Annotated in this window: 5 protein-coding genes; 1 reads left to right on the top strand and 4 read right to left on the bottom strand. The window is 69.2% G+C overall.

All coding sequences use genetic code 11. The features are described from left to right. Positions 1-205 precede the first annotated feature (205 nt). Positions 206-1723, bottom strand: coding sequence for a glycerol kinase GlpK (glpK, locus tag AB0J58_RS04710; protein ID WP_364210254.1), 1518 nt, complete (start codon positions 1721-1723; stop codon positions 206-208). Between the two features lie 73 nt (positions 1724-1796). Next, a complete protein-coding gene (locus AB0J58_RS04705; protein ID WP_343979090.1) occupies positions 1797-2624 on the bottom strand; it encodes an MIP/aquaporin family protein in 828 nt (275 codons plus the stop codon). Positions 2625-3016: 392 nt separating this feature from the next. Between AB0J58_RS04705 and AB0J58_RS04700 the strand changes: the two genes are divergently transcribed. Beyond that, entirely contained in the window at positions 3017-4087 is a 1071-nt protein-coding gene (locus AB0J58_RS04700) for a polysaccharide deacetylase family protein (RefSeq protein WP_364210251.1), read from the top strand. An 18-nt stretch (positions 4088-4105) separates the two neighbouring features. Here the strand turns inward: AB0J58_RS04700 and AB0J58_RS04695 are convergent, their stop codons facing one another. Continuing rightward, positions 4106-5221 (bottom strand): trypsin-like peptidase domain-containing protein, encoded by a 1116-nt coding sequence (locus tag AB0J58_RS04695; RefSeq protein ID WP_364210248.1) that lies wholly within the window; start codon positions 5219-5221, stop codon positions 4106-4108. Between the two features lie 19 nt (positions 5222-5240). Then, positions 5241-6704 carry an AMP-binding protein gene (locus AB0J58_RS04690; RefSeq protein WP_364210245.1) on the bottom strand — a complete coding sequence of 488 codons (1464 nt, stop codon included), beginning with the start codon at positions 6702-6704 and terminating at the stop codon, positions 5241-5243. Positions 6705-6794 lie beyond the last annotated feature (90 nt).

The raw sequence follows: 6794 nt of genomic DNA, 5'->3' as shown, positions 1-6794 counted from the left end.
CATGCCGACCTGACCGCCCTTTGCGCGTTCGCCCGATCATGAATGGGGCACGGGGACCGCGGCGAGAAGACGATCGACCCCCTGAGGCCGCCGGGATCCGGCCGTGAAGCGGCAACCGGTTCGCGGCGACACGGGTGATTGACAAGGTCGGCCGCGTGGCGAGGTATGCGGCGTGGGGCGCGTTCGCCGGTGGCGAGTCGGCCGTTCAGGACACGTCGACCCAGTTGAGAGTGCGCTCCACCGCTTTCTTCCAGCCGGCGTAGCCGACGGCCCGCTGCTCCTCGGACCACTGCGGCTCCCAGCGGCGGCCCTCCTGCCAGTTCTGTTTGAGCTCGTCCTTCGACTTCCAGAAGCCCACGGCCAGCCCCGCCGCGTAGGCGGCCCCCAGCGCGGTCGTCTCGGCCACCACGGGCTTGGAGACGGGTACGCCGAGCAGGTCGGCCTGGATCTGCATGCACAGGTCGTTGGCGGTGACGCCGCCGTCGACCCGCAGGACGTCGAGGGTGACGCCGGAGTCCTGCCGCATCGCCTCGACCACGTCGCGGCTCTGGTAGCAGATCGCCTCCAGAGTGGCCCGCGCCAGGTGGGCGTTGTTGTTGAAGCGTGACAGGCCGACGATCGCGCCCCGGGCGTCCGACCGCCAGTACGGCGCGAAGAGGCCGGAGAAGGCGGGCACGAAGTAGACGCCGCCGTTGTCCTCGACCTGCCGGGCGAGCGACTCGCTCTGCGCCGCCCCCGAGATGATGCCGAGCTGGTCGCGGAGCCACTGCACGGCGGAGCCGGTCACGGCTATGGAACCCTCCAGCGCGTACACCGGCGGCTCCTCACCGAAGCGGTAGCAGACGGTGGTGAGCAGGCCGTGTTCCGAGCGGACCAGATCGGTGCCGGTGTTGAGCAGCAGGAAGTTGCCGGTGCCGTAGGTGTTCTTGGCCTCGCCCACCTCGAAGCAGACCTGTCCGAGGGCGGCGGCCTGCTGGTCGCCCACGTCACCGGAGAGCGGGACCTCGCCACGCAGCGGGCCGCCCCGCCTGGTGGTGCCGTAGAGACCGGGGTGGGACGAGGGGGCGATGGCCGGCAGCATCCGGCGGGGGATGCCGAAGAACGACAGCAGCTCGTCGTCCCAGTCGAGGGTCTCCAGGTCCATCAGCATCGTGCGGCTGGCGTTGGTGGGGTCGGTGACGTGCACGCCGCCGTCGGTACCGCCGGTGAGATTCCACAGTAGCCACGTGTCGGTGTTGCCGAAGATCGCCTCTCCGGCCTCGGCCGCCTCGCGTACCCCGTCGACGTTCTCCAGGATCCACTGGATCTTGCCGCCGGAGAAGTACGTCGCCGGGGGGAGGCCCGCCCGGTGGCGGATGACGTCGCCCCTGCCGTCGCGGTCCAGGGCCGAGGCGATCCGGTCGGTGCGGGTGTCCTGCCAGACGATCGCGTTGTGGTACGGGCGTCCGGTGGTCCGGTTCCAGACCACCGTGGTCTCGCGCTGGTTGGTGATGCCGAGCGCGGCGAGGTCGGCGGCCACCAGGCCGGCCCTGTTCAGCGCCGTCTCGATCACCGCCCTGGTGCGCTCCCAGATCTCCGTGGGGTTGTGCTCGACCCACCCCGCCCGCGGCAGGATCTGCTCGTGTTCGAGCTGGTGCCGGGCTATCTCGTTGCCGCCGTGATCGAAGATCATGAAACGGGTGCTCGTCGTGCCCTGGTCGACCGCTCCGACGAAGTCAGGCATTGCGTGGTGCCTCCTTGGTGAGACTCTCCGGCAGATCTGCTGATGTTCCTACCCGTGGTCGCCGCGTGCCCGTTCAGGGGTGGCGCGGGTCTTCGGGCGTCACCCGCCCCACCTCGGGGCCGGCCTCCTCGGGAGGAAGGAATCTGGCCACCAGGATCTCGTAGAGGAACGCCCCGATCAGCCCCCCGATGAGGGGCGCCACGATCGGCACCCAGAAGTAGAGCTGCCCGTACTGGTCCTGCCAGGCGGTCTCGTACCCGGTCAGGAACGAGGCGAGCCGCGGTCCGAAGTCGCGGGCGGGGTTGATGGCGTAGCCGGCGTTGCTACCCCAGGCCATGCCGATGGCCACCACCACCAGGCCGGTCATGAAGGGGGCGAGGTTGGCCATGGGGGCGGTGTTGCGCGTGTCGGAGAGGGCGAGGACGAGCAGGAGCAGGATGGCGGTGCCGATCACCTGGTCGCGGAAGGCGCCCCAGGTGCCGACGGGCAGGGACCCGTTGCCCGGCAGGGTCGAGAAGACGAGCTGGGTCTTGATGGTGAGTCCGGGGTCCGCCTTCTCCAGCACCTCGCCGTAGTTGAAGCGGACGATGAGCGCCGCCACGAACGCGCCCGCGGTCTGCGCCAGGCAGTACGGCAGCACCTTGCGCCAGGAGAAGCCCTTGAAGGCGGCCAGCGCGACGGTGACGGCGGGGTTGATGTGGGCGCCGCTGGTGCGCGCCGCGACGTAGACGCCCAGCGTCACCCCGAGCCCCCACGCCCAGGCGATGCTGTCGTGGTCGCCGATCCCGGCCGCCACGACCTGGGCCACCACCGCGACCCCGAACAGGATCAGAACCAGGGTGCCGGTGAACTCGGCCGCCATCTCGCCGAGAAGCCCGCGGCTCCTCAGTCGCTCCGCCATCTCTCCTCCTCACGATGCCGCCTCACGATGCCGCCTCAGAAGCCGTCCGGTTCCCGCTCGGATGCCCGGACGGTAGGCGCGAAATAGAGGGAGGTCAACGGTAACGTGACTAAATTGTTGAATAATGGTCAACAGAATTGGTCATCGGTAACACCGTCAAATACCGGACGACGGCTGTCACCCGTGGCTTCCACACCGGGTGAGAATCCCGCCGCCGGTCGATTCTCCGCGGCGGACGCCCCTTCCGGACGGGACCGGTGCGACACGGAAAGGGCAGTGCCCGCGTGATGTCGCCGAAAGTGGCTCCGGCGCGAACCTTTGCCAGTGGCGGAGGTCAACCCGCAGGTCAGAGGGGGATGAGAAGCGTATCGTCAGCGCGCTTGGAGGATTCGATGGGCCGTCTCAGGATAGGCAGGGCCGGTGTGGTGGTCGTCGCGGCGGGAGTCGTGCTGGCCGGATGCGGTTCGGGACAGGACGAGGCCGACGAGCAGAAGGCGAAGCTGGCCGCCGCGGCCAAGGCGTCGGCCGCCGCGGCGGCCTCGCAGGCCAACCTCCTCAAGGCCAGGACGGCGGCCGCCGCCAAGGTCAAGGCCAACGAGCTCGGCCAGGTCCCCGTTCTCATGTACCACCGGGTGGTCGACAAGCCCGCGACCCAGGACGACCGCACTCCCAAACAGTTCCGCACCGAGCTGGAGCGGCTGGCCAGGGAGAACTACGTGCCCGTCACCGCGGCCGAGTTCGTCACCGGGCGCATGGACATCCCGGCGGGCAAGCACCCCGTCGTCCTCACCTTCGACGACTCCTCGCCCTCGCAGTTCGAGCTGGACGGGGTGGGCGTCCCCCGGCCGAACACCGCGGTCGCGATCCTGCAGAGCGTCGCCAAGGCCCACCCCGGCTTCCGCCCGGTCGGCACGTTCTACGTCACGCGCGACATGTTCGGCAAGGAGACGCCCGAGGAGGGGGCGCAGATGCTCCTCTGGCTCACCGACAAGGGCTTCGACATCGGCAACCACACCCGCGACCACCTCAACCTGCGCGGTAAGGAGAAGAAGGCGGTGAACGCGGAGGTGGCGGCGGGCCACCGGCTCATCACCAGGTTGATCAAGACACCCCCGGTCACGCTGGCGCTGCCGTACGGCAACCAGCCCGACACCAAGGAGTGGGGTCTCAAGGGCTCCTCGGGTGATGTCTCCTACAACTACGGCGGCGTGTTCCTCGCCGGTTACACTCCCGCGCTGTCGCCGTTCAACAAGAAGTTCGACCCGCTCGGCATCCCGCGCATCCGCTCGATGGACAAGACGGGCGACTGCGCCAAGTTCTGCTCCGTGGCCTGGCTCGACTGGCTGAAGGCGAACGCCGACGAGCGTTACACCTCCGACGGCGACGCGAAGACGATCGCCTTCCCCAAGTTCAAGGCGCCCTTCGTGGCCAAGTCCTTCAGCGATCGCGTCCTGCCCTACTGAGCCCGGTCCCGCCCCGGCTCAGCTCCCGTGCAACTCCTCGAGGGGAACGGAGAGGGTGGTCGTCGAGCCGTCGGGGCGTATGATCTCGACCTTCGCGTCCTCGCCGGGCTTGAGGGCCGACAGGACCGTCGACAGGTCCTGGGTCGACGGGGTGGGCGTACCGTTGATCGAGACGATCAGGTCTCCGGCCTTGAGTCCCGCCCGCTGCGCGCCGCTGTTCTTCATCACCCGTACGACGCTGACGCCCGCCGGCTGCCCGCTCATGTCGATCACGGTCCGTACCACGACGCCGAGCGCGGCCCGGTGGGTGTTGGTGACCTTGCCGTCCCTGATGATCTGCGTGGCGACGTCCTTGACGGTGTTGGAGGGGATCGCGAAGCCGATGCCCGCGGCCTGGGCGTTGCCGAGTTCGGGGTTGACGGCGGTCAGGGTCGGCACGCCGATGACCTCGCCCGCGAGGTTGACCAGGGCGCCGCCGCTGTTGCCCGGGTTGATCGGCGCGGAGGTCTGGATGGCCCCGCTGATCGTCGCTCCGGGCGAGCTCTCGTTCGAGGGTTCGGTGACGGTGCGGCCGAGCGCCGAGATGATCCCGTTGGTGACGCTGCCGGACAGGCCCAGCGGGTTTCCCATGGCCATCACGATCTGGCCGACCCGCAGCCCGGCGGAGTCGCCGAAGACGGCGGGCTTCAGCCCGGTCGGGTCGTCCACCTTGATCACGGCCAGGTCGCCCAGCTCGAACGAGCTGATCAGTCTGGCCGACCGGGGAGTGCCCCCGGTGGCGAGCGTGACCTCGAACTGCTTGTTGCCCCCGACCACGTGGGCGTTGGTGATGATGTGGCCGGCGGTGTCGTACACGACCCCGGAGCCGAGGCTGTCCCTCGTGGTGATCTGCACGATGGACGGCAGCACCTTGGTGATGATCTGCTCGTAGGCGGCCTCCAGGGAACCCGGACCGCTTCCGGGAGCCGGCGTGGCCCCGGGCGAGTCTTCCGCGGAGACGCCGGGGGAGGCGCTCGCCGAGACGCTGGGTGAGCCGGCCACCCCGGGTGGTTGCAGACCCGTGCCCTGGCCGCAGCCCGCGAGCGTCATGACGGCGGTCGCGAGCAATGCGACGCCTGTCGTCGATCGTCCCATGCATGGGTATCTTCCCAGCTCAGGCAGGAAGATACGTCTCACGAAGGCCGCTGCGGCTGAGCTTGCCCGTGGGGGTGCGCGGCAGCCGGTCGCGATACTCGATCACTCGGGGGTGCTTGAGGCGCGCCAGCCGGGTCGCGCAGTGGGCCAGCAACTCGCCGGTGAGGTCCGCGCCGGGTACGGCGTCCGCCGAGGGCTGGACCAGCGCGACGACGCGCTGGCCCCATTCGGGGTCGGGTACGCCGATCACGGCGACGTCCGCCACCGAGGGGTGTTCCTGGAGCACCGCCTCGATCTCGGCGGGGTAGATGTTGACCCCGCCGGAGATGATCAGGTCGGTGCGGCGGTCGCAGAGGAACAGGTAGCCGTCGGTGTCCAGATAGCCGATGTCACCGGGGGTGTAGAGGCGGCCGCGCATCGCCGAGGCGGTCTTGGACGGGTCCTGGTGGTACTCGAAGCGGTTGATGCCGCCGATGTAGACCAGGCCCGGCTCGCCGGGCGGGAGCTCGGCGCCGTCGTCGCCGACGATGGTGAACTCCATGCCGTCGATGGCCCGGCCGACCGTACCGGGCCGCTGGAGCCACTCCGCCGAGGAGACCATGGTGACCACGGCGGCCTCGGTCGAGCCGTAGTACTCCCACAGCACGGGGCCGAGCCAGTCGATCATCGCCTGCTTGGTGGCGGGCGGGCAGGGGGCAGCGCCGTGAAAGAGGCGCGTTAACGACGATAAATCGTGCTTTGTTCTGACGGAGGCGGGCAGGGCCAGCAGCCGGTGGAACATGGTCGGCACCATGAAGGCGTTGGTCACCCGGTGCCGCTCGATGAGCGCCAGGGTCTCCGCAGCGTCGAACCGCTCGGTCACCACCACCGTGTGGCCGAAGTGCAGGGCCATCATCGTCTGCCCGTACGGCGCGGAGTGGTAGAGCTGCGACAGTAATAGGTGCACCCCGCCGGATTCGAGCCCGAAATGCCGCCAGCTCTTGCGCATCAGGATCGGGTGGAGGCCCTCCGGGGGCAACTCGATCAGCCGCCGCCGTACGCCCTTGGGCCTGCCGGTGGTGCCCGAGGTGTAGAGCATCATCGACCCGGCCCTGCGCCCCTCCGGCGGGGTGGTCGGCCGCCCCTCGGCGAGGGCGCCGGTCTCCACGAACCCGCCCGGCACGGCGTGCCCGTACCGTTCGGAGCCGACCACCACCCGCGCGGCGCAGTCGGTGATCACGTAGCCGATCTCCTCGGCGGTGTAGTGCCAGTTCACCGGGACGTGATAGGCGCCGATCTGGTACGTCGCGAGCATCATCGTGATCGCGTCGATCCCGTTGGCCAGGACCGTCACGACCGTGTCGCCGGGCCGGGTGCCGCGCGCCAGAAGGCCGTGCGAGACCTGGTTGACCCGATCGTGCAGTTCGCCGTAGGTCACGCTGTCGTCCGCGACGACGGCGACGCGCCCGGGATCGGCCGTTGCGATCTCGTAGAAGCCCTTCATAGGCGCGACCATACAGAACGAGATTCTGTTCATGGAAGGGGAACGGCGGTTACCTGGGCTGATGCACATCCCGTGGCCGAAGCGTAATAA

The organism is Streptosporangium sp. NPDC049644 (genome assembly GCF_040675205.1).
Taxonomy (GTDB): Bacteria; Actinomycetota; Actinomycetes; order Streptosporangiales; family Streptosporangiaceae; genus Streptosporangium; species Streptosporangium fukuiense.
This window is presented reverse-complemented; position numbering and strand designations above follow the sequence as displayed.

Bases quoted from the DNA above. Each gene is read 5' to 3' on its own strand.
- AB0J58_RS04695 (WP_364210248.1), bottom strand. From the start codon at position 5,221: ATGGGACGATCGACGACAGGCGTCGCATTGCTCGCGACCGCCGTCATG.
- glpK (WP_364210254.1), bottom strand. From the start codon at position 1,723: ATGCCTGACTTCGTCGGAGCGGTCGACCAGGGCACGACGAGCACCCGT.
- AB0J58_RS04700 (WP_364210251.1), top strand. From the start codon at position 3,017: ATGGGCCGTCTCAGGATAGGCAGGGCCGGTGTGGTGGTCGTCGCGGCG.
- AB0J58_RS04690 (WP_364210245.1), bottom strand. From the start codon at position 6,704: ATGAAGGGCTTCTACGAGATCGCAACGGCCGATCCCGGGCGCGTCGCC.
- AB0J58_RS04705 (WP_343979090.1), bottom strand. From the start codon at position 2,624: ATGGCGGAGCGACTGAGGAGCCGCGGGCTTCTCGGCGAGATGGCGGCC.